The sequence below is a fragment of the Sphingomonas sp. AP28 genome, from assembly GCF_056680455.1.
The window spans coordinates 448905-471288 of record NZ_CM155283.1; the positions used below are offsets into that span (position 1 = coordinate 448905).

Here is a 22384-nt window from a genome sequence, read left to right on the forward strand (position 1 = left end):
GTTCGTCGGCGCAACGATGGGCGTCTAAGCGCTCGCGATGCGTTCGCTTCTCCACCGTATGACGTCCCGGCAGGCGGACTCCGCCAAAGCTGGGGCGGGACGCGGCGATCGGTCGGGGCTGTGGCTGGTGCTGGCGAACCTCGGTCACCTCCTAGGCGGCAAGGCGGCAGCGGGCGTCATGAGCCTTGTCTACCTCGTGCTCGTGACGCACCGGCTGGGCGCTGCTGACTACGGCGTTCTTGTGCTGGTCAACGCCTATGCCGTGCTGATCGGCAGCGTCCTGGCGTTCTCCGGTTTCCACGGCGTGGTGCGGTATGGCGGGCTCGCGCTGGAGGCGGGCGACCGTGCCCGGTTCGCGCGGATCGTCCGGTTCATGGCGGTGATCGAGCTCGGCTGCGGTGCCCTCGCGGTAATCGTAGCAGCGCTGCTGGTGCCGCTGATCGGACCGCGGCTCGGCTGGTCGCCCGACACGATCCGGATCGCGATCCCGTATTCGCTCGCGGTGATCGCGACGGTCCGCGCGACGCCGCAAGGCCTGCTCCAGATCGCCGACCGGTTCGACCTGATCGGCATCCACCAGGCGGTGTCGCCGCTGATCCGCCTCGTCGGCGCGCTCGGGGTCTGGTTCACCGGCGGCGGGTTGATCGGCTTCATCGCGGTCTGGCTCGTCGCGGCCGTTGCCGAGGGACTGGCGATGTGGGTCTTCGGCTGGGTCGCCTGGCGCAAGCTTGCCGGCAACGAGCCCGTGCGCGGACCCTGGCGTGGCACGTTGCGCGATATCGCGGGGCTCAAGCGCTTCATCCTCATCACCAATTTCGACATCACGGTCCGGGAGCTCGCGCCGAACCTGGCTCCGCTGACCGTCGGCTGGCTGCTCGGGCCGGCGGCGGCGGGACTGCTCGCACTGACCCAGCGCGCGACGTCGTTGCTTGCCCAGCCGACGGTGCTCCTGAGCCAGGCGAGCTACGCGGTGCTCGCGGCACAGGTCGCACGCGGCGACCTGAGAGCATTGCGGCATACGGTCTGGCGGAGCGCGGGGCTGGCGCTGGCGGTAGCGCTGCCGATCGTCGTGATCCTGGCCTTTGCAGGGGATCGGCTGCTCGTGACGCTCGGCGGCGCGAGCTTCGCGGGCGGCACCGTCCTCTTGATCCTCATTGCCGGAGCACGAGCGGCGGGGCTCGCAAGCGCGCCATTGGCTTCGGGACTGACAGCACTCGGACTGCCGGGGCGCTCGATGACCGTCGGCCTCGTCACCAGCCTCGCGCTCTACCCGCTGCTGCCCGCGATGCTGTGGGCGTTCGGGACCGACGGGGCAGGGTGGCACGCGCTGCTCCAGAACGGCGTCGCGATCGTCGCGCTGGCGGTGCTGTTCCGCCGCGATGCCAAGGCCGACCCGGCGTGACCCTGGGCGGGCTCCGTGCCGTGTTTCTCGCCGAGCGCGCGATGCTCCTCCGGCTGCTCGTCGCCCGGCTGGGAAGCGTAGAGGAGGCGGAGGATGCGTTGCAGGATCTGTGGCTGAAGCTGGAGACGGTGACCGGCGGGCCGATCGCAGAACCGCTCGGCTATATCTGCCGGATGGCGAACAATATCGCCGTCGACCGGCGTCGTCGCGCGGCGCGGCGGGCGGATCGCGACACCGACTGGCTGGAAACGCAGGCTACCGCCGACGAGCATCCCGATGCAGAACGCGCGTTGATCGCCCGCGAACGGCTCGGTCGGGTCGAGGCGACGCTCGCCGGCCTGCCCGATCGCGTGGCGACCGCGTTCCGCCTCTACCGGTTCGAGGACATGCCGCAGAAGGCGATCGCCGAGCAGATGGGCATCACCGTCAGCGGCGTTGAGAAGCTGCTGCACCGCGCGTACCTGCGAATTCACTTGCAACGGAGCAATTCCGGTGCGGATATCCCGCAGGCAGGACGTCTCACTCATGAGGAGGACCAGCGCGATGGTCGATGAGTGGGGCAAGGACGGTCACGACGGCTTGGACTATGGCAGGAATGCCGCGGTCGAGGCGGTCGCGTGGCACCTCCGCCTGGCGACCGCCGATGGTGGCGCCTGGATGGCCTTCACCGACTGGCTGGAGGCCGACCCACGACACGCACGCGCCTATGACGCACTGGCTGTCGCGGATGCCGAACTCACGGATGCGCTCTCGCCGCCCGACTGGTCGCAAGCGACGCCCGTGGTTGCCGCCAACGACGACCGGCCGACGCCCCGGCGACGCTGGGTGATGGGCGCTGTCGGGGGACTGGCGGCGGCGGGGATCGTCGGCGTCATGCTACCGCTGGAGAACCCTGCCAAGACTGCAGAGCGGATCATCGAGACACCGGCCGGGGTCCGGCGGAGTGTCACGCTCGCCGACGGCAGCCGTATCGAGCTGAACGGCGGGACCAAGCTGGCGGTCGACGACGGCGCATCGCGGCTGGTGACGTTGGAACGCGGCGAAGCGATCTTCCGGGTCACGCACGATGTCGCACATCCCTTCGTCGTCCAGTCGGGGACGATGCGGTTGCAGGACGTCGGCACCGTCTTCAACGTCGCTCGCGTAGGGCCGCATCTCGGCGTCCAGGTCGCGGAGGGTGCGGTGATGTTCCAGCCCGACCAGGAGCGCATCATGCTGACCGCCGGCGCGGCGCTGTCGCATGTCGACGGCGAGGCACCGCGTATGTCGGGGGTCGCGATCGACGACGTCGGTAGCTGGCGCAGGAACCGGCTCGTGTTCCAGCAGACGCCAGTGCGCCTTGTCGCCGCGGCCCTGGAACGCAGTACCGGAACCGTTGTGAGCGTCTCGCCGGGGCTGGCCGAAACGCCGTTCACCGGCTCGATCGGCGTCGGCGGAGGTGCCGACGGACTGGTTCCCCGCGTGGCTGCGCTGATCGGTGCGCGCGCAGAGCGTGTCGATGGCCGCTGGCGTCTGGTTGGAGGCCATGCCGGTCCGTAAATTCCGCCTGGCCGTATCGCTGCTCGCCGCCACCCTGCTCACACCGTCGCTGTCCGCGCCCGCTTACGGGGCCGGGCAGCGCACGGTTGCGGTTGCGCCCGGGCCGCTCGATCGCGCGATCGCGGTGCTCGCGCAGCAGGCGGGCGTCGATATCGGCAGCGCGGAGCCCGGGCTGCCGCGGGCCGTGACGCGGGGCGTGAGGGGTCGACTGACCGCCGCGGCTGCGCTCGACCAGATGCTCGCGGGTACGCCGTACACCGCGCAACGACTGAGCGCGGACAGCTTCCGGATCGTTCGTCGTGCGGTCGTCCCGCGCCCCGTCGTCCGCGAACGTCAACCGGAACCGCGACGCCTCCAGACGCCGCCTGTCGAAGTCTCGCCCGAAATCATCGTCACCGCGACCAAGCGCGCGACGTCGCGACTGCGGTTTCCGGGCGGGCTGACGATCCTGCGACCGGCGAGTGCGATCAATATCCGGAACGATGCGGCGAACGGCATGGACCAGGCGATTGCCGCGACCCCGATCCTGCAGAGCACCGCATTGGGTGCCGGGCGCAACAAGCTGTTCATACGCGGGGTGGCGGACAGCAGCTTCACCGGGCCGACGCAATCGACGGCCAACGTCTATTTCGGAGAGGTGCCGGTCGCTTATAACGGTCCGGAGCCCGGGCTGAACCTGTACGATGTCGACCAGGTCGAAGTGCTCGAGGGGCCGCAGGGCACGTTGTACGGGGCGGGGGCGATCGGTGGGATCGTCAGGCTGGTGCCGCACGCGGTGGATTTGTCGTCCCTATCGGCCAATGCTTCGGGCGGCGTGGGCGCGACGCGATCGGGCGATCCGGGCACCGATATCGCCGGGATGGTCAACATACCGATCGAAACTGGCGTCGCCGGCGTGCGCGCAGTTGGCTACCGGGTGGTCGAAGGTGGCTATATCGACGACGTGCGGCGCAACCTTCGCAACGTCAACCGGGTGGCGACGACCGGCGGGCGGCTGGACGTCCGTATCGTTCCGGTAGGTGGGTGGACGGTCGATGCGGGCGCCGTGATCCAGAACGTGACCGCGCCCGACCTTCAATATGCGGAGCGGGGGATGGGGCCGCTGTCGCGTTCGTCCTTGCTCGCCCAGCCGTTCGAGCAGCAGTATTTCCTGGGACGGGTCGTGGTCGACAGGCGCTGGGAGGACGGGCTGCACCTCGTCTCGGCGACCGGGTTCGTCCACCGCGATGCGGAAAGTCGGTTCGACGCGACGCGACCGGTGCGGCCGAATACGCCGATTGCCTATGACACCGACGAGCGAAGCCGGTTGTTCTCGCACGAGACGCGGCTGTCGCGGGCAAAGCCGAACGGTGCCGGCTGGCTGGTCGGCGTCGCGCTGATCCACGCGCGTGACGCCTATGCGCGCCGATACGGGTCGCCCGACAGGTTGCGCGACATCGTCGGCGTCACCAACCGGACGCGCGATGCCGCGATATTCGGCGAGGCGGGGATCGCGATCGGCCCGGCGTTGACGATCACTGCGGGCGCGCGGCTGACGCATCAGCGTACCGATGGCGATCCGATCGCGCGCCTCAAGACGACAACCTATATCCGCGGACGCAGTTCGACCCGGCTCGATCCCACGCTCGGCGCATCCTGGCTGTTGACCCCGACGGTGGCGGCATATGCGCGCTATCAATCGGGCTTTCGGACCGGCGGGGTTACCGTGGCGCCTGGCGTCGGCCGCATCGCCGATCTCGTTCGCGACACCATCCACGTCGGGGAGATCGGCCTGCGCAAGGAGCGGCATGGACCGCTTGGGCTTTCCGCATCGATCGGTGCATCGCTGACCGACTGGCGGCACATCCAGGCGGATCTGGTCGACAAATCCGGCTTTCCGTTCACCACCAATCTCGGCAACAGCCATATCTATGGGCTGGAGGCGAGCGCCAACTGGGTGCCGCTGTCCGGCTTGAAGATCGACATGGCGATGTTCCTCAACGAGACCCACGTCGCCGATGCAGACCCCGCACTACGCCGGCAGGTCGGCGCGCGACTGCCCAACACGCCGCCGTTCGCGGTGTCGGGGAGTATCGGCTATGAATGGTCGCTTAGCGCCGATACGCATGTCAGCGTCGACGCGGGATGGCGCTACGTCGGCCGGTCGACCGTCGGGACGCAGGCGCCGCTCGACATCTCGCAGGGCGAATATGGCAGCACGCATCTCGGCGGCAGCGTGGCGAGAAACGATGTCCGAATGACCGCGACGGTCGATAACCTGTTCGACGTGAAGGGCGACAGATTTGCGGGCGGCAACCCGTTCGCGCTCGCCGCGCGCAACGAATATACGCCGTTGCGGCCGCGTACCTTCAGGCTGGGCGCGTCGATCAGCTGGTGATCGGCTCAGCGTATGGGTTGCAGCGATCCGCCCTGCAGATAGGTGAGGGTGATCGGCACGACCGTCGTGCCCGATCCGACACGCACCTGGACGATCTTTGGATCGGGTTTGCGCGAGAACAGCATGTCGAACAGCGTGACGTGGGGGTTGCCCGACGCGCCGCCGCCGTCGCTGCGATCGGTCTTGTCGTTGGCGTTGATGTCGTGGCGGACGTCGACCGCGTAGACGCCCGGCCGGTCGACCGGCATGCAGATCGCGACGCGGCCCTCGCGCGGGGTCGGAACTTCGGTACGCAAGAGCGTTCTTTTCTTGTCGAAATAGGTCGACGTCGCGCCTCCGAAGGTCCGGACGCGGACGGTGCCGGTGCGTGCCTTGAATCCCTCGACGACGACCAGCATGGCCGGATGCGTGCTGCCCGCGACGCATTTCGCCGCATCGGGACCGATCGGTTTCACGGCGGCGGCAGGCGCGATCGACAGTGCCGCGAGGTACAGGGCAATCATGGTGAGTGGCTTTCGGGTTGATCGGAAGGGGATGCGACGGGGGCATGTCTTGCCCCGATCGGTGGACTTGGTGTTCGTTACAGGAGCGCCGCATTTCAATGTATTATCGCGGATAATTCGTATCGGTCGCGAATGTCCCGCCGATGCGGAACATGACGAATTTCTCACGGAACACGACCGCGGCCTGAAGGGTATTTCAGGTCTTCCTGCAGTGCTTTCAAGGATACCGATATGCGCTTCATTTCCCTGCTCGCCCTTCCGCTTCTCGCCATGACGGCGTCGCCCGTCTTGGCAAAAGGCTGCATTCGCGGTGCAGCGGCGGGCGGCGTAGGCGGGCATTTCGTCGGCAAGGGTCATGCCGTCGCCGGCGCCGCCATCGGCTGCGTGGTCGCGCATCATCACTATGCCAAGCAGGCCCGCGCGCAGAAGGCCGCTGCTCGCGCCCACGGGTAAGTGTGTCGGGGTCGCGGACGGTATGACGGTCGCGACCCCAAGACTTCGCTAGCGGCTGTATCGTCCGATCAAGGCGCGCCGCAACATACGGTCCTCCAGCGAATAATAGAGCGCGATCCGATCGCCCTCCGCGACGGTGGATGCGGCGAAAGCGATGTCGGTCGCTTCGCGGCTGAGAGCGGGCGGCGGTACGAGCAGCGGTTCCAACCCACGCCCCGTGACCCGCGTGAGATCGGGACTGAAGCTTATCCAACCGATCCGCCACCGCGCATCATGCGTCGCGCCGTTGTAGAACATCACCGGGTCGGCGCCCTCCGCCTGCCAGATCGGCCCGGTCGACAGGTGCCAATTGTCCCAACTGTCCTCGCGGATGCCGAACGGATCGGGCAGCACGGTCCACGGGCCCTTGGCGGTCGGTCCGCCCGCCATGCCGATCCGCGACGCGCCATTCGCCGCGTATTCGTAGAACAGCCGCCAGTCGCCAGCGCTCGTCTGCACCAGCGTGGCCTCCTTGATATTGCCCTCGCCCGGCGGGGCCTTGAGCACCAGATCCTCCTTCACCAGCGCGGTTAGGTCGCGACCCGCGGCGAGGATCATGCAACCCTGCGACCGATCGGCATCGACGCCGGTGTAATAGATCAGATATTCGTGATCGGGGGTCATCAACACGGTCGGGTCTTCACACCCGCCCATGTCTTCCGCACCGGGGCCAGGCGTTATCGCAAGCCCCGGGTCCATCGTGAACGACACGCCGTCACGGCTTTCGCCGCGCGCGATTATCCCGGTCGGATCTTGCGGCCCGAGCGGATGTGGAACGCCGCGGACCATGATCCGGTACAGGTCGCCTTCCTTCCAGACGAACGGGCTCATGAGGTCCATGCCGTCGATCACGGAGGCGGCGGCGATCGCAACGGTGTCGAGCTGCTCGACGGCGTAGGTGATCATCACGCGCCCTGTGCGACGGTGAGCGACAATGCGCCGTCGATCGTGACGGTCGTGCCGGTGATGTAGTCCGCGGCGGGCGACAGCAGGTACGTCACCAGCGACGCGACCTCGTCGGGCCGCCCGGCGCGCTTCCAGGGGATCGCGGCCTCCTTGGCGGCGAGTTCCTGCGGGTGATCGAGCGCGGACTGGTTCATCGGGGTCAGGATCATGCCGGGTGCGACACCGTTGACCGCGATACCCTTGGGCGCGAGTTCGAGCGCGAGCGTCGCCGTCAACTGCGACAGACCACCCTTCGCGGAGTCGTAGTCGACGCCACCGGGACGTGGCGCGCGTTCGTGGATCGACGAGATATTGACGATGCGGCCCTTGGTAGCCTTGACTTCGAGTGCACGGACCATGCGGCGGCAGGTGAGGAACGGGCCGTACAGGTCGGAGCGGATGACTCGGTCGAACTGGGTGAGCTCCATGTCGGCCAGCATGACACCGCTCATGTTCAGGCCTGCCGAGTTGACGAGCAACGTGACCGTGCCGAACGTGCTTTCCGCCTGCGCGAACAGGCGTTCGATCGCGGTTTCGTCGCCCACGTCGGCCTGGACCGCGATCGCACGGTCGTCGCCGCCGATCGCTTCGCACACAGCCTGCGCTGCCGCGGCGTCCTTGAAGTAGGTGATGACGACGCGCGCGCCGGCCTCCCCGAGCGCCTTGGCGCACGCGGCGCCGATTCCGGATTCGCCACCCGTAACGATGGCGACTTGGTCGTTGAGAATGTCCATTCCTGCCCAACAGGCAAGATCATCGCGAGTTGCAGGAAACGGCAGGATGACGCGCTTTTCACTGTGCCGTCATGCGATCCGCAAGCCGTTGGTGAGCGCATCGAGCAGCGCATCCACCTTGGGACTAAGCTGCCGGCGGCGTTGCCAGACGAGATGCAGCGGAAGGCCTGCCGTCGCCAGTACGGGCAGGATCTCGACCAGATCCCCCCGCGCAAGTTCGTCCTCGATCAGCCAGGTGGCGAGTTGCGCGATACCGAAACCGGCCTTGACCGCGCCGACCTGCGCCTCAGCGCTGCCGAGGACGATACGGCCGTCCATGGCGCGCTCGTCGACACCACCGGCATCATTGGCGAAGCGCCACTTGATCGTGCTGCCGTCGCCGCGCCCGTACAGGATGCAATCGAAGCGTGCGAGATCGCCTGCCGATTCCGGAGTGCCGCGCCGCGCCAGATAAGCGGGGGCGGCGCAGACGATGACGCGCTCGCTGCCGAGATAGCGGTGGCCCAGATTGTCAGCCCAGGGCTCCGACGCGCCGATCCGGATCGCGACGTCGATGCCTTCCTCGACGATGTCGATCTTCCGGTCGGTGAAGGTGATGCTCGGACGCAAATTGGGGTGGCGTTCGGCAAAGGCGAGCAACAGCGGCATTGCCTGCATCCGCCCGAACGCGATCGGCACGTCGACCTTCAGTCGGCCGACGATCTCCGATCGATGCGCCGCCAGCACCGCCTCGGCGTCGGCTAGGTCCTCGAGGACCCGGACACAGGTCTCGTAAAAGGCGGCGCCGACATCGGTCAGCTTGAGCCGGCGGGTGGTACGTTCGAACAGCCGGCTCCCGAGCCGTGCCTCCAATCTTGCGACGCTCTTGCTGACGGCGGAGTTGGTCAGGTTCAGCCTGACGCCCGCTGCGGTGAAGCTGCCGGCATCGGCGGTAGAGACAAAGGCCTCGATGCCCTTGAGACGTTCGGAGGGGATCATGCGGCATCCATCCATTGTGGAATTATTGTCGCGTCCTACGCGAAATCTTGCCGCAGGACTTCGCTTTTTGTCGCGCGTAGACACGGCAGCTTCAGGAGTTTGCCCATGTCGTCGTCCGTCCGTCCCATCGATGCCGTTCCGCCCGATAGCAGGCCGGGCGCTCCGTCCGCGGGGCATGGCCTGGCTGTGCTGCTGCTGGCGATTTCCGCATTCGTGATCGTCACGACCGAGTTCATCATCGTCGGCCTGCTTCCGAGCCTGTCGCGCGATCTCGGTATCTCGATCACCGTCGCCGGACAGCTCGTCACCCTGTTCGCGTTCACCGTCATGCTCGCAGGCCCGTTTCTGACCGCGATGCTCTCGCACTTCGAACGCAAGCGGTTGTTCGTCGTGATCCTAGTAATCTTCGCAGGCGCGAACGCACTCGCCGCCGCAGCTCCCGATATCTGGGTGCTGGGTCTCGCGCGGTTCCTGCCGGCACTGGCGCTTCCGGTGTTCTGGGGTACGGCGAGTGAAACCGCGGGCGAGCTTGCCGGTCCCGAGAAGGCAGGCAAGGCCGTCGCCAACGTGTATCTCGGCATTTCCGGTGCGATGGTGCTCGGCATTCCGTTAGGTACGCTGGCATCGACCGCGTTCGGCTGGCGCGGGACGTTCTGGGGTTTGTCGGGCCTGTCGCTGCTGATGGCGGTGCTGTTGCTCGTCGTGATGCCGAGCCTGGCACGACCGGCGCGCGTCAAGCTGGCCGAACAGGCGCGGATCCTCAAGGACCCGTACTTCCTCGGCAACGTCGTGCTGTCGGTGATCGTGTTCACCGCGATGTTCACCGCCTATACCTACCTGGCCGACACGCTCGAGCAGATCGCGCACATTCCGGCGGGGCAGGTCGGTTGGTGGCTGATGGGCTTCGGCATCGTCGGTCTCGCAGGCAACTGGCTGGGCGGACAGTTCGTCGGTCGCGGGCCGTTGCTGGTGACGGCGATCACGGCGCTGGTGCTGGCGGTCGGTATGGCGGCGACCACGCTGGTTGCCGGCTCCCATGTCTGGCTCGCGGTTGCGCTTGCCGTCTGGGGCATCGCCAACACCGCACTCTATCCCATCTGCCAGGTGCGCGTGATGCAGTCGGCGAGCCATGCGCAGGCGTTGGCCGGGACGCTCAACGTATCGATGGCGAACGCCGGCATCGGGCTGGGCGCGATCATCGGCGGCTCGGTGATCCAGCATCTCGGGCTCGGCGCGGTCGGCTATGTCGCCGCCGCGGTCGCCATCCTCGCGGTCATCGTCACGCCGGTGGTGAACCGGCTCAAGCCGCGGACCGCGGCATAGCTCGAGGATCGTCGCGCGCGACGACCTTTTACGCGATTGGCCCGGCGAACCACTCGCGGGCGTTCGCACGTACAGCATCAGGAGTACAACAATGCCCAAAGTTTCGACCAAGTCCGATTACGCCGAGCGCGATGCGAGCATCGTCATCAACAGCTACACCACCGTGCTGCGTCGGCCTCGCGTGCCGCACGAGGTGTTCGCGACCTATTGGCGGGACGTCCATGGTCCGCTGTGTTCGCGCATCCCGGGGCTGGGCTGGTACGTCCAGAACCATCTGAACCGCGAACAGGACGCGCATCTCTGGCCGGTGATCGAAGGGATCGCGCCGTTCGCCGATTATGAACTCGATGGCGGGGTGGAGATCGGCTTCGCATCGAAGGCGGACCAGGAGGTCTTCAACGCCGCGAGCCATATCCTGTTCGCCGACGAACAGAACATGTTCGCCGCCACCGTCGCCTATGCGCTGCCCGATGGATCGCGCACGCTGGTCGACCGGGTCGCGGATCCCATCCCGAATGGCGACGACGGCTTCGACCGTATCCACGTCCATTTCGGGGCGGCGACCGAGGATGCGACCGCGTTCGGCACATTCATGACGGGCTTCGCCGAGACGCTCGCTGCGGACCCGGCGGTGCTGAAGTTGCGGCTGCACCTGCCGGACCGCTACGACAACGCGGAGCCCGCACCGCCGGCACCCAACGTCGATCATCGCGTCCCTGCCGAGCGTGCCCTGATCGCGGTGATCGAACTGGCCTTCGAAAGTCCGCTGACACGACGCGCCTTCTTCGAGTCCGACGTGTTCGTCGCAACGCAGGCCGAGCAGAAGGCCAATATCTCGCATGTCCAGGCGTTCGCGGTCAGTGGCGTCTACACCTATGTCCGCAACAAGCAGCTGACGACCGCGGGACTGCGTGGCAGCCGTCCGGCGCAACTGATCGAGCGGCTCGGCGCCAACAACCAAGTGGCGGAGGATGTTCGGACGCTGATACGGACGGGCTCTGTCTGATGCGGGGACCGTGCGTTATGGCGCTAGCGTAGCGGTTCAGGCGTGCGGCGGGTCGTCGTTGATCGGCGCGCCGATGGTGACGCGGAGGCCGGGATCATTGTCGGCCTCCTCGATCGTGCCGGACAGCCGCGCGACCATCGACATGAGCATCCGCGAACCGAACCCGGTACCCGCATTGCCCTTTCCGCGGCCGCGATCGGCGACGATCAGGCGAAAGCGGTTGCGATGGTGTTCGAGCGCGATCGTGATCGGTCCCGAGCCACCCGCATACGCGTATTTATTGGCGTTGATCACCAACTCCGTCAGGATCAAGCCGAGGCTGACGGCGCGGTCCGTCGAGATTAGGATCGGCGCAAGTTCGAGTTGAATCTGTCCGCCCCATGACTGGTCCATCGTCGACCTGATCTCGGCACAGAGGTCGCCGATATAGCGCGCGAGGTCGACGGCCTGGACATGCTCGTCCGAATGGAGGCGACGATGGACCATCGCGACCGCCGACAATCGTCGCTGCGCCTCGGCGAGATGGGCAGTCAGCACGTCGTCTCCGACCGCGCGTGCCTGAAGGCCGAGGAACGCGGAGACGAGCTGCAGACTGTTCTGGACGCGGTGATGGACCTCCTTGATGAGATAGTCCTTCTGCAGCAACAGGCTCTCATTGTCCGCGATCGTCGCGGTCAGTTCGCGGTTCACCTCGAACAGGCGGCGGTTCTGGCGCGCATCGAACATCGTGCGCTTCAGCCGCCCGGCCGCCTCGATCTCGAACAAGGTCCACGGTACCGATCGGCCACGGACCGCCTCGCTCCAGCTTTCGAACGAGGCGCGCGGTGTCAACGGGATGTGAGGATCGATTGCCAGATCCTTGTGCGGATTGCCGGCCCAGTTCATCACCTCGATCTGTTCGGCGCGAAACCAGATCAGGATCGTCGGCTCGTCGGTCGACATCGTCACCGCGAGAACACCGCTCGCAAAATCCTGGAAGTCGATCGCCGCAGGGAGTTGTTCGGATAGACGATCGGTCGAGAAAGGAAGCGCCCGGCCGAGATCGATGACGTGATCGGCGACCGCGCGGATGTCGTCGTGGCGCGGGGAGCGGCCGGCGACGAACAATTCGTTGCCGCGCACGGCCGCAAAGCTGTCGGCGCCGAGCATCCGGCACATGTCGTCGCCCGCGGTCGCGAAGAAGCACGCGAGCGAGATGTCGCTGCCGAGCCGAAGGACCACCGCGTCCTCGGCAGTGCGCAGCCGGATACGCTCGCGGTAGAGCTCGGCATCCTCCTTGGCGCGGATCTGGCGGGCAAGACTGCCGGCAAGCGCACGGCAGGCCATGCGAACGTGCAGCGGCAGGAACTTCGGCGTCGGATGGTGGCACGCGACGAGCCCCCACAGCGTGCCGTCGCGGACGATCGACACCGATGCCGACGCCGCGACGCCCATGTTGGCGAGATATTCGAGGTGGATCGGCGATACGCTGCGCAGCGCGAGATCGCTCATGTCGAGCGGCGCTGTGCCCGCCGGACGCATCGGTGCGGGTTCATAGGCGATGTCGGGAATGATGCGGACGCGGTTCCTGACGTACAGCGCGCGTGCCTGCTTCGGAATGTCGGACGCGGGGAAATGCTGGTTGAGAAAACTGCCGAGTGCCGGATCGCGGTCCTCGGCCAGGACGACGCCGGCGTCGTCGTCGAGGAAGCGGTACAGCATTACCCGGTCGAACCCGGTCAACTGGCGAAACGTCCTGGCTGCGCGCTCGCACAGTTCGCGCAGGCCGAATGCCTGTTCGAACGTCGCGGCGGCTTCCTCCATTTCGACCAGCACGTCGATGGGGGAGGGCATTGCCGTCGGCGCGGGCTCGAGTTCGACGACGACCGCGTTCGCCACGCGGTGCGCGATCGCGTCGAACGGCATCTCGATGCCGACGACCCGCGCGAGTACGATCGTGCTCGCGTTCGGTTTGGCGGCGAGTTGCGCCGAGACGGACTGTGCGAGGAGCGTGTCGAGGTCGGCGCCGAGCCAATGCGGCGTCAACGCCGTTTCGATGTCACCGGCACCCGCCGTAATCCTGAACGTGCAGGCGTCGGCGACGAGGACGAGGCCGTGCGGCTGGATCGATCCGGGCCGGTGGATCGGCTCGCGGTCACAGACGGCAACGTCGAAGCCGTGCGGCGATGGCCTGTCGTCGATCGCCGCGGATAGGGAACCAGGCATGACGTGTGCGATCCAGACGGAGGCGATGCGACACCAGAGCGGGCCGTGTCGTTACGGTAACGATACAGATGCGTTCGGTCAGATCTTGTCAACGATCTGGATCAGCCCGAAGAACTTATTCCGTTAGTCCGTACATTCCTCATGCTAAAGTCTTCGGCTTACCTTCGTTGGGACATCAGAACTATCGTGCGAAGCAGGCATTGATTGCCACGATCCGCGCTTGACCGCCGGTATGCGTGGCATCACCGGGATACGCTCGCATCGTTCCGCCCAGCTTCGTCAGTTCGTCGCGGGTGAGCCAACCCTGGATCTTGCCTTGCTGGACCGCCCAGCAGTCGGCGGCGGCTTCGCCCGGGCCGAAAATCTGGTGTGCGCATTCGTGCGTGTACCAGAAGAGCTGTTGCGCGCGGGGCAGGTTCAGGACGCGGGGATGGAGGATGATGCGGCCCTTGTAGGCGGCGGCGATGTCGTCGATCGGCTGGATCATGGTATCGACGGGGCCGCAGGTCGCGCGGTAGCCGGCGAGCAAGAGCGCGCCGGGCACGATCACCTTCTGGGCTGCCGTTGGATGCGGAATGACTGCGAGCAACGACGCTGCTGCTCCTGCGAGAAGATTGTTGAACATGACTATCCTGGCCCCGCGAGGCGCGAGGACGAGCAAGAGGAGAATTGGGGGGCGCTAGGGCGGGTCGGGCGCGTTCTGCGCGGGACCCGCGGTCGCCTAGCGAGACTTGATACGTTGCGTGACGTGCTGGTCCTGCGCCTCGGCCGTAACCGCCGTCGCCATCGCGCATGTTGCGCCGCGCTGGACCGCGAGGGTCGTACACGGCGTATCGGGTAGGGGCGTGCGCAGGCTGAACCGCAGTCCAGCGTCCACGAGAAATCTCGGGTTCATGGTAGGTCTCCGCCGATGTCGGTTCTAGTGCGTCACCCAGAGCTCACGCCGGCAGCGGAGCGGGGGATGTTCCCGAACTCTTCGGTAGGTGCGACTTGTGCGCATCCATGAGGGCAGAGGTCCGCGATGTAGTCGCGCAATCGGCCTAACCTATGTTGATCGTACTAAATAAACGTCGGTTATCTCATAAGGATGCATATTGTACGAAACTTAATCTGCTTTATAAATCTGAATCATATTCTACTGTTGTGGTTCTGAAGAGCGGTACGGACTTTATGGCTAATCTTGATGTTCCACGCACCGTGTCGGACGCGCGATCGAACGATCGGCGCGATGGCCAGGTCGAGGCGCTCGGCCGGGCGGACTCCGCCGCGAAGGTCCGCGATCAGCTCCTGTGTTATCCCGGTACGGTGCGGATGCCGGCGAGCGGGGTGGAACTCTACATCGTCCGCGATTTCCTCACGTGCGACGAATGCGAGGCGCTGATCGCGCTCATCGACGCCAATCGCGTGCCGTCGCCGGTCGTCGGCGATGCGCCGGTATCGCCGCATCGGACGAGCGAGACGTGTTACCTGTATCCCGGACCCGCGCCCGTCACCGCGGTCGAGACGAAGCTCGATTTGCTGACCGGGCTCGAGCCGCGGTACGGCGAGGCGTTGCAGGGGCAGCGTTACGCGGTCGGGCAGGAGTTCAAGCCGCATCACGACTTCTTCGATACCGCACAACCCTATTGGCTGGACCAGGTGACGATGGGTGGCCAGCGGACCTGGTCGGCGATGACCTTTCTCAACGAACCCGAAGCGGGCGGGCGGACGAACTATCCGACCGCCGGGGTGGCGATCACGCCGAGAGCGGGCAATCTGGTGATCTGGAACAACATGGACGAGTATGGCGCGCCGAACCCGGGGTCGCTGCACCAGGGCATGCCGGTCGAGCAGGGCGTGAAATACGTGCTGACGAAATGGTATCGCGAGCGGCCCTGGTGCCAGTGATCCGCAGCGTCTGAAGAGGGGACCAGACGTCAGCCCGGGATCGCGAACACGGTCCGCAACGGCTTAGTCTCGGGGAGGATGTAGACGATACCGACGGTGCCGGTGAACAGCGGCTTCACCACGCCGTCGTAGAACCCGGGCGGTACGTTGACGCAACCGTAGGAGATCCGGTTATCGCTCGGTGTCGGGGACGCGAGTCGACCGGCGCGATTGTCGACGCGGCGGCCGACGATCACCCGGTGCAGCGATAGTGCGGCCTCATAGTCTATCCACAGGATATCCTGCTCAAAATCGCGCCCTAGCGAGGCCTGGAAGCGCCCCGCCGGGGTGGTACGCTCGGCGGGAGTGATCGTCGCGAGCTTGCGCTGGCCGATCCCCGGCACGCTGGCGTCGTCGCGTGCCATCCCGAGCAACGCGGGCGCCGCGCCGCGCAGGACGCCGGCGCCGTCGAATGCGAACACCTTCGCATTCACCTTGTCGATGATGACGAACGGTAGCGCGTGATTGTCGCGTGACGCGGTCACCCAGTTCGCCGTCTCGCGTGCGTCGACCGAAGCCGCCTCACCCTTAAACTGAGCGGCATTCGCGGTCTCGACGACGGGGCGTGCCGCCACCGGCGCCGTGACCGCTAGTGCGCAGGCGAGCAGGCCGAGGCTTGCCTGTCGGTGTACTCGTCGCGCCACGCGTCGTCGTCGAGATTCGATCATCTCAATGGCGCGCCTGCTTGCGTGGATAGACCGGGGCGGCGGGGGCGGTCGGGGCAGGCGGCGTGGGTTGCACGAACAGCGGCTGGACGCGCTGGACGCGCGGCGTATCGGGCGTTTCGACGATGACGGTCCCCGGACGCTCGGGCGCCGGATAGGTCACGCCACCCTCGACGACCTCGATCGTCGGTGGTGTCGGCACGCGGACCGATACGGGCGGCACCTCCAGGAACGGCCGTGTTGCGTTGGGCAGGTCCGGCACGGGGGTAGGTGTTGGCGTTGGAGCGGGTGCCGGAGCCGGGGCGGGCGCTGGTGCCGGGGCTGGTGCCGGTGCTGGAGCAGGCGCTGGTGCCGGAGCGGGCGCTGGTGCCGGAGCAGGCGCCGGTGCTGGAGCAGGCGCTGGAGCAGGCGCTGGTGCCGGAGCAGGCGCCGGAGCAGGCGCCGGTGCCGGAGCAGGCGCCGGTGCTGGAGCAGGCGCTGGTGCCGGAGCGGGCGCTAGTGCCGGAGCTGGTGCCGGAGCAGGTGCAGGCGCTGGTGCCGGAGCTGGTGCCGGAGCAGGTGCAGGTGCAGGTGCAGGTGCAGGTGCAGGTGCTGGTGCTGGAGCAGGCGCTGGTGCCGCCGTGATCGTCCCCGTAGTTCGGAACCCGGCGACGCAGCACGAGCTCGCCAGCGCGTACTGGTCGGCGTTTGCGCCCGTGAGGGTGTAGCCGCTGAAGCTGACGCCGATGCCCGTGCCTTCACCGGTGCTGTCGAACGTCGCGGTCGCATTCGGGCCGGCAACCAGTGATACGCCGGTCGGCGTGCCCGAGGTGCCGTTGGTGTTGAACCCGCTCAGCACCGCCGCATTGGTGCCGTCGGCGACCTTCTGCGCGGTCGGGAACAGCAGCATCCGCTGGGTGATTGCCGCGCCCTCGGTCAGGACGAACTCGGTCGAGAAGTCGGTCGGCGTGGTGTACGAGACCGGGTTGTAGTTGATCGACACCGGCGCCGCGGTGACCGTGGTCGGCGGCGACAGTGCGGAGAACACGATCGTGCCGCCGTTGACGCCCGGCCCGGTGCCGTCCGACCCTGCGATCAGCGTCAAACCGACCGGCAAGCCCAGGCTTTGCGCCGGAATCGTCGTGCCGCGGGTCAGCGTTACCGCCGCGTCGATCATCACGTCATGCCCTGCGCACAAGGCGATGTTGCCGTCGGTCGTCGTGATCGCGTGGAACACCTGCACGTTGCGCCCGGCGTTGAGCAGGATGCTGCCGTTGGTCGTGGTCAGCGCCGCGTTGACGTTCACGTCGCGGCCGCAGCAGGCGACGATGTTGCCGTTGGTCGCGGTGATCGGCGCGTTGATGTTGACGCCGCGGAATGCGTTCATCGTCAGGGTCGTCGGCACACCCGAGGCGGTCCAGGCAACCGCATCGTTGACGAAGATGTCGCCGTTGCCGGTGGTCGTGTCGCCCGCCGCGGGGATCGTGCTGATCGTGATGCTGGTCGTCACGAGCTGCGCCGACAGCGTCGCGCCCGAGATGTTGCCGCCCGCGCCGATCACGTAATCCTGCGGATCGATCAGCCACATGCCGGTCGTCCCCGATCGCGCGAAGGTGGAGACCTTGGCGCTGTCGGCGACGTTGACGGTGGCCGCCGACGTCTCGATGAAGCCGCCATTGCCGCCGACCGGCGCGCTGGCATCCAGCGTGCCCGCAAGGCTGACCGTGCCGGTCTTCATGTCGCCCAGCAGCAGGATCGTGCCGCCGCGGTTCTGCAACGTGCGCGCCTCGACGATGCCGGTGTTGTTGACCGCGGTGTGGAGCAGGTCACCGGCTCCTTGCGCGGTCATCACGACCTTGCCGCCGTCGGCGCGGATGAGCCCGCCATTGCGGACCAGCGCGCCGACCGCACCCTTGTCGACCGCGACGTTGAGCAGCCCGTCGCCCGCCACGTCGAGCGTGATCGCCTCGCCGCCCGCCAGCACGACCGTGCCGAAGTTCGCCTTGATCGTACCGCCGTTACCGACGTTCGCGCCGAGCAGCGCGACATAACCGTTCTTCGCGGTGATCGACCCGTCATTCTGCACGCTAGCGCCGCTCGTCCCTGCGAAACTGCTCTTGCCTGCAAGGAAATCGGCATTGGAGATGTTCAGTGTCGAGGCCACCAGGCCGCCGACGTTCACGTTCGCGGTCTGGCCGAACAGGATGCCGTTGGCGTTGACCAGGAACACCTTCCCGTTCGCCGACAGGTTGCCGAGGATCACCGAAGGGTCCGAGCCGAGCACGCGGTTCAGCGCGACCGAGCTGCTGGTAGGCTGCTCGAAGACGACGCTCTTGCCCTTGCCGATCGAGAAGGACTGCCAGTTGATCGCCGCGCGTTCGCTGGTCTGCGTCACGGTCAGCGACTTGGTGCCGGTCGCGATGCTCGCCTGGCCCGCGACGACTTCGCCACCGGTCGGGAGCGTCTGCGCTTCGACCGGGCGTGCCACCACGGTACCCGCGAGGCTGAACCCGATCAGCCACGCGAACCGCGCAAGGCCGGTCGTGCCGAACAAGCCGCCGCGCTTTGTGCGCGTAACGGTGGGAGCGGGGCGACGGGTGTTTCTGATCGACGAAGGGATGGGGGTCATGTGCGGTATCCTCGGTGGCGGCCGATGGCCGCTGAATTTTGGGTGCTGGTGCGCTCAGAATGTCTTCGAGAGCTGGAACCAGGCGCGACCCGACTTGTCGGGGGCGGACGTCGCATCGGCATCGCCGAGCTTGCGTGCATAGGTCGCCTTGGCGGCGATACCGTACGGTCCCGCCCAGCTCAGCCCGGCGCCGTACGCGCTGCGTTTCGCGTGGTTCGATCCGTCGAAATACGGGTGCTTGACGTAATCGACCTCGCCAACGTCGACGAACCCGAACAGCTGGAGCGCACCCGGCACGACCTGCGGCAACGCCAGCCGCGCCTCGGCGGTGGCGACATAGCCCTGGTCGCCGTAAGCCTCGCCCTCTGGGTAGGCGCGGACGGCGTAGGCGCCGCCCAGCTCCATCCGCTCGGAGATATCGAGGTTGCTGAACGCGATCTGCCCGCGCGCGGAGGCGAACAGCGACAGCGGCCCGGCGATGGTCTGCAACCGCGCGAAGCTGAACTGGACCTTCCCGTAGCTGCCGTCGGTGCGTGCGGTCAGCACGTCGATCGAACGCTCATACGCGCCGCGAATGTCGAGATTGCCGACCGAATAGCTCAGCGAATACGCGCTCCAGCCGCCCCCGAGCAGCGTGTCGTGCTCGTCGCCGCTGAGCCCTGCGGTGATCACCTGCGCACGGCGATAGGTGGTGACGTCGACGATGCCGATCCGGTCCTCGAACCATTTCACGTCGCCACCGAGCGTCACGTACAGATTGTTGTCGCGCGAGCGGATCAGCGGATAGCTGGCATAGACGCTGGCGACGTCGGCGTTGCCGCTGCCTTCGAGGCTGTCGAATTCCTTGCCCAGCGAGTATTCGAGATGCGCGAACGCGACGCCGAGCGTGACCTGCCCGATCGGTGCCTGGTACGACGCGCGGCCGTAAGCGAGCCCGGAAAACGAGGTCAGCGCGCGCAGGCTCAGCACGTCGCCTGAGCCGGTCGGGTTGTTCCAGTTGACCACACCGCCGACGCGGTAGGCGCCGGTGTAGCGGTTGCCGGCGTTGTCGGCCTCGACACTGCCGGTGATGCTCTGGCTTGGGGTAATCGCGACCAGCAAGTCCGACGTGCCGACCGCAGTGCCGGGGCTCAGCGTCGAGGATACGCGCACGCCGGGCAGGTCCGACAGCATCAGCAAGCGGCGCTCGAGCGGCGCGACCGCGACCGGATCGCCAACGTCGAGCCCGGCAAGGATGCCGTTCGCGACGCTGTCGGAAAGTCGTGACTCGTTCTTGACGCCGACCGCGCCGAAGCGTCCCTCAATGACGGCGATCGTCACTGCGCCGCTCCGTACGTCCTGCTCGGGGAGGTAGGCGTTCGCGACGAAATAGCCGCGGCTCGTGTAATAGGCGGTGATCCGCGCGGCGAGCGTCTTCAGGTCGGACAGGTCAAGCTCGCTGTTCGGCGCGAACTTCGATGCGGCGATCAGGTCGGCCTCGGGAAACAGCGTCGCACCGGTCACGCGCAGCGAGCGCACGAGCGTCTTCGGACCACCCGTGGCGGCAACGACGACCGGCGTCTTGCGCTCGAACCCGAAGTCTGGCGCGGGCGTCTCGTTCAGCAGTACGGGCGGGATCTGCTGGAGCTGTCCACCGGCCCCCACGGGAACCTGCGCCTGCGCCGATTGCGTCGAAATCAGCAAGGCAGCCGGGCTCACAGCCGCAAGCGCGGCCGCCCAAAGGGTCGACTTGTACATGAACACCTCGAAAGTCACCGCGGATGGAAGGCACAGATCTCCCATCCGCAGCAGCGGGAGCCATGTCGAATGATTGTGGGGAGAGCGTCCGAAGCAAGGACGAAGCCTTCGAAGAGACTGGAGCCCAATTATGATCGGGTCTCAAGCATCTGTATGCGAACGGGCATTACGGAACTAAAATGGTCCGCTGCGACGTTCGCAGCGCTTGGCCTATTCCACCATACTTGATCTATGTATGTTAATAGTGTCGATTACAAGCTAAATGTATGATTAATTGTTCGTTAATTTACAACTATTGTAATCGAGTAGCAGCGGCTGGCGTAATTAGCACTCGTCGCTTCAGTCCTCAGATTACGTCGACGTAAAGATCAGGGAGATACTTCCTTCCAGGACAGCGGGCAGCGGCATGCTGTTGCTAGAAGTGGATAGGCTCCCATAGCCACGGTTCGTGAGCAGCATTTCCCGCAGGCGGGGACACGGTTCGCACGCCGCCGACTGTTTCGCGGCCGTTGTGCAATAGCGCGCCGCAGCTATCCTCGATCGTTCCGATATCGCCTCACCGCCGCGAGCAATACCAAGCGGTCGATCAGGAAGATCGCGATCACCGACACCCCCAGGATCGGGAATACTATTCCCGCGACGATGAGAATGGCGACCGCGCCCTTGATCCTCGTCGGGGAGACGCGCGCTGGCGCGGCGAGGCGGCCCGTCGGGCGGCGCTGCCACCACATCACGACACCGCTGATCACGAGCAGCACGATCGCGATGCACGTCGTCAGCATCACGACCTGGTTCGCCAACCCGAAGTAATTTCCCATGTGCAGCTGGACGCCGAGCTCGATCGCCTTCGCTGCCCAGCCATAATCGGGGTAGCCGACCTCGCGGATCAGGCCGCCGGTCCAGCGATCGAAATACAGTGTACGCTGCCCCTGCGGCTGATCCGGGTAGGTGTAGGCGGTGTAGACGCCGGTCGGTCCGCTCGGCAGGAACAGGCGATACGCACCCGCGACGTGATGATCGAGCGTCACGGAGGTTGCGATCCGGTCGATCCCGGCCACCGCCGCATCATCGCGGACGGCCATGGTCATCTCGTGGCCGGCGTGACCGGCATGTTCGGAGGATGCCGTGGATGTCGGCATCGGCGCTTGCTCCATCGTCCATGGCGCTTCGCCCAGCGCGGTCTTCATCGGCACGCTCGCAGGCGCGTTGTGCGTGCGGTTCGATGCCGGGTAGCCGATGCCCAGCGCCGCGGTGCCGCGGTTGAGCAGGTCGCCCTGAATCCCGGCCCATGGCAGCCCGGTCAGCAACAGGAACGCGATGAACGCGACCGACCAGACTCCGATCACAGCGTGCAGGTCGCGCCAGAACAGGCGTCCACCGGCACCAAGCCGCGGGTAGAGGATGCCGCCCAGCCCACCGCGTCCGCGCGGCCACCACAGGTACAGCCCGGTGACGATCAAGACGAGCGCCCAGCATGCGGCGAGCTCGACGATCCGATCGCCGATCGTGCCGAGCGTCAGCGATCCGTGCATCGCATCTGCAAAGCCGACCAGCGTTCGGGCGTATATCGTCGACCCGAGCACGCGAGCCGTTCCCGGATCGACGGCCACGCGAAGCGGCTCGCCGCGATCGGGGGTGACGAACACGACCGCCGAGCGGTTCGGCGCGCCCGGAAGGTCGATGCGCGTCGCCGCCCCGGGATACGCCTTCAGCGCTGCATCGATCATCCGCGACGGCGGCACCTGCGTTGCATGGACCGCGACGAAGCGCTGCGCGGGATACAGCGCATCGTCGATCTCGTCGTTGAACAGGTAGATCGAGCCGGTGACGGCCAGGATCAGCAGGAAGGGCGCGACGATCAGGCCGGCATAGAAGTGCCAGCGCCAGAGCGCGCGGTACGCTTTCGGATCGACCGAACCGGTGAAGGCCATCTGGAAACCTTTG

At 66.5% G+C, this 22384-nt stretch carries 18 protein-coding genes; 8 read left to right on the forward strand and 10 right to left on the reverse strand.

What is annotated here, in order from left to right; genetic code table 11:
* Window positions 1–37 precede the first annotated feature (37 nt).
* From AC1MH0_RS01875 to AC1MH0_RS01890, 4 genes are read left to right on the forward strand one after another with little or no spacing between them, the layout of a single operon-like run.
* Window positions 38–1402, forward strand: a complete 1365-nt coding sequence (locus AC1MH0_RS01875; protein ID WP_480964459.1) for a lipopolysaccharide biosynthesis protein — start codon at window positions 38–40, stop codon at window positions 1400–1402.
* On the forward strand, window positions 1399–1956 hold the full coding sequence (locus tag AC1MH0_RS01880; protein WP_480964460.1) for an RNA polymerase sigma factor: 558 nt from the start codon (window positions 1399–1401) through the stop codon (window positions 1954–1956). Before AC1MH0_RS01875 ends, AC1MH0_RS01880 begins: the two co-directional genes overlap by 4 nt.
* On the forward strand, window positions 1928–2941 hold the full coding sequence (locus AC1MH0_RS01885; protein ID WP_480964461.1) for a FecR family protein: 1014 nt from the start codon (window positions 1928–1930) through the stop codon (window positions 2939–2941). The genes AC1MH0_RS01880 and AC1MH0_RS01885 overlap by 29 nt, the downstream gene beginning before the upstream one ends.
* Window positions 2901–5318, forward strand: coding sequence for a TonB-dependent receptor (locus tag AC1MH0_RS01890; protein WP_480964462.1), 2418 nt, complete (start codon window positions 2901–2903; stop codon window positions 5316–5318). Before AC1MH0_RS01885 ends, AC1MH0_RS01890 begins: the two co-directional genes overlap by 41 nt.
* Window positions 5319–5323: 5 nt before the next feature.
* On the opposite strand, the gene AC1MH0_RS01895 is transcribed toward AC1MH0_RS01890, so the two are convergent.
* A complete protein-coding gene (locus AC1MH0_RS01895) occupies window positions 5324–5821 on the reverse strand; it encodes a DUF2141 domain-containing protein (RefSeq protein ID WP_480964463.1) in 498 nt (165 codons plus the stop codon).
* 231 nt (window positions 5822–6052) lie between these two features.
* Between AC1MH0_RS01895 and AC1MH0_RS01900 the strand changes: the two genes are divergently transcribed.
* On the forward strand, window positions 6053–6274 hold the full coding sequence (locus AC1MH0_RS01900; protein ID WP_480964464.1) for a hypothetical protein: 222 nt from the start codon (window positions 6053–6055) through the stop codon (window positions 6272–6274).
* Window positions 6275–6322: 48 nt separating this feature from the next.
* On the opposite strand, the gene AC1MH0_RS01905 is transcribed toward AC1MH0_RS01900, so the two are convergent.
* The 3 genes from AC1MH0_RS01905 to AC1MH0_RS01915 all read right to left on the reverse strand — a co-directional run bounded on the left by AC1MH0_RS01905 (window position 6323) and on the right by AC1MH0_RS01915 (window position 8970).
* Window positions 6323–7219, reverse strand: coding sequence for a glycoside hydrolase family protein (locus AC1MH0_RS01905; protein WP_480964465.1), 897 nt, complete (start codon window positions 7217–7219; stop codon window positions 6323–6325).
* Window positions 7219–7992: an SDR family NAD(P)-dependent oxidoreductase gene (locus AC1MH0_RS01910; protein ID WP_480964466.1), complete on the reverse strand. Its 774-nt coding sequence runs from the start codon at window positions 7990–7992 to the stop codon at window positions 7219–7221. Before AC1MH0_RS01910 ends, AC1MH0_RS01905 begins: the two co-directional genes overlap by 1 nt.
* A 69-nt stretch (window positions 7993–8061) precedes the next feature.
* Complete coding sequence (locus tag AC1MH0_RS01915; protein WP_480964467.1) at window positions 8062–8970, reverse strand: LysR family transcriptional regulator; 909 nt, start codon at window positions 8968–8970, stop codon at window positions 8062–8064.
* Window positions 8971–9075: 105 nt separating this feature from the next.
* Here AC1MH0_RS01915 and AC1MH0_RS01920 point away from each other — a divergent pair, with 105 nt between their 5' ends.
* Window positions 9076–10293: an MFS transporter gene (locus tag AC1MH0_RS01920; protein WP_480964468.1), complete on the forward strand. Its 1218-nt coding sequence runs from the start codon at window positions 9076–9078 to the stop codon at window positions 10291–10293.
* Between the two features lie 91 nt (window positions 10294–10384).
* A complete protein-coding gene (locus tag AC1MH0_RS01925) occupies window positions 10385–11299 on the forward strand; it encodes an EthD domain-containing protein (RefSeq protein WP_480964469.1) in 915 nt (304 codons plus the stop codon).
* A gap of 36 nt (window positions 11300–11335) precedes the next feature.
* Here the strand turns inward: AC1MH0_RS01925 and AC1MH0_RS01930 are convergent, their stop codons facing one another.
* Both AC1MH0_RS01930 and AC1MH0_RS01935 read right to left on the reverse strand, forming a co-directional pair.
* Window positions 11336–13504: a histidine kinase dimerization/phosphoacceptor domain -containing protein gene (locus tag AC1MH0_RS01930; protein WP_480964470.1), complete on the reverse strand. Its 2169-nt coding sequence runs from the start codon at window positions 13502–13504 to the stop codon at window positions 11336–11338.
* 181 nt (window positions 13505–13685) lie between these two features.
* Window positions 13686–14129: a hypothetical protein gene (locus tag AC1MH0_RS01935; protein ID WP_480964471.1), complete on the reverse strand. Its 444-nt coding sequence runs from the start codon at window positions 14127–14129 to the stop codon at window positions 13686–13688.
* Between the two features lie 545 nt (window positions 14130–14674).
* Here AC1MH0_RS01935 and AC1MH0_RS01940 point away from each other — a divergent pair.
* Window positions 14675–15391 carry a prolyl hydroxylase family protein gene (locus AC1MH0_RS01940; protein ID WP_480964472.1) on the forward strand — a complete coding sequence of 239 codons (717 nt, stop codon included), beginning with the start codon at window positions 14675–14677 and terminating at the stop codon, window positions 15389–15391.
* Between the two features lie 29 nt (window positions 15392–15420).
* Here AC1MH0_RS01940 and AC1MH0_RS01945 read toward each other — a convergent pair whose 3' ends face one another.
* The 4 genes from AC1MH0_RS01945 to AC1MH0_RS01960 all read right to left on the reverse strand — a co-directional run bounded on the left by AC1MH0_RS01945 (window position 15421) and on the right by AC1MH0_RS01960 (window position 22371).
* Window positions 15421–16074 carry a L,D-transpeptidase gene (locus tag AC1MH0_RS01945; RefSeq protein WP_480964473.1) on the reverse strand — a complete coding sequence of 218 codons (654 nt, stop codon included), beginning with the start codon at window positions 16072–16074 and terminating at the stop codon, window positions 15421–15423.
* 25 nt (window positions 16075–16099) lie between these two features.
* Window positions 16100–18703 (reverse strand): two-partner secretion domain-containing protein, encoded by a 2604-nt coding sequence (locus AC1MH0_RS01950; protein WP_480964474.1) that lies wholly within the window; start codon window positions 18701–18703, stop codon window positions 16100–16102.
* A 54-nt stretch (window positions 18704–18757) separates the two neighbouring features.
* Complete coding sequence (locus AC1MH0_RS01955; RefSeq protein WP_480964475.1) at window positions 18758–20440, reverse strand: ShlB/FhaC/HecB family hemolysin secretion/activation protein; 1683 nt, start codon at window positions 20438–20440, stop codon at window positions 18758–18760.
* Between the two features lie 530 nt (window positions 20441–20970).
* A complete protein-coding gene (locus AC1MH0_RS01960) occupies window positions 20971–22371 on the reverse strand; it encodes a PepSY-associated TM helix domain-containing protein (protein ID WP_480964476.1) in 1401 nt (466 codons plus the stop codon).
* Between the last annotated feature and the right edge of the window lie 13 nt (window positions 22372–22384).